This is a genomic window from Lysobacter sp. TAB13, from assembly GCF_052113885.1.
Lineage (GTDB): Bacteria > Pseudomonadota > Gammaproteobacteria > Xanthomonadales > Xanthomonadaceae > Lysobacter > Lysobacter gummosus.
This window is the reverse complement of the sequence record NZ_JBFRDR010000151.1, coordinates 1-495: the sequence shown is the minus strand read 5'-3', so window position 1 is coordinate 495 and position 495 is coordinate 1. Positions and strand designations below refer to the sequence as shown.

Sequence of the window (495 nt, the reverse complement as noted above, 5' to 3'; positions counted from 1 at the left end):
TTCCAACGCGCAGATTGCTCATACGATCACCAGATTGCCGCCGGCGGCGATTGTCAGGGTCTTGCCCGTGGCGATGGTCAGCGGCCCCGGCGCATAGGCATTCTCGCCCGCGGCGATCGTCACGTCGGTGTCGAGCTGCTGCTCGGCGATCCGGAAGATGTCGCCCTTCCGGTTGCCGACCGTTCCATTCTCGCCCTTGAACATCCCGCCGCCAGCCGGGCCCGGCTTCCATTTGCCCGCGACCTGGTCCCAGACGAATCCGTCGCCATTCACGGGCGGTGTCGTTGTAAGGTCGACGTTCGACATCTCGCCCAGCGCAAAGGCGAGCAATGTCTTGACGTCCGAGACCGTCAACTCCTCGATATCGCCCGAAAGGGCCGACTTGCGGCCGAGCAAGCGTTGCGTGGCTATCGCCTGGACCTTGGCGAAGGTCGCCGCCCGATTGGCAAGCTCCACAGTGGTGATCGAACCCGCGGGCACCCCCGAACCGGCGGG

1 protein-coding gene is annotated in these 495 nt (G+C 65.3%); it reads right to left on the bottom strand.

Features of this window, described 5'->3' with window-relative positions:
- Positions 1-18: 18 nt before the first annotated feature.
- Positions 19-495, bottom strand: a 477-nt coding sequence (locus tag AB4Y92_RS25580) for a hypothetical protein (protein WP_441822169.1), incomplete at its 5' end; no start/stop codon positions are given.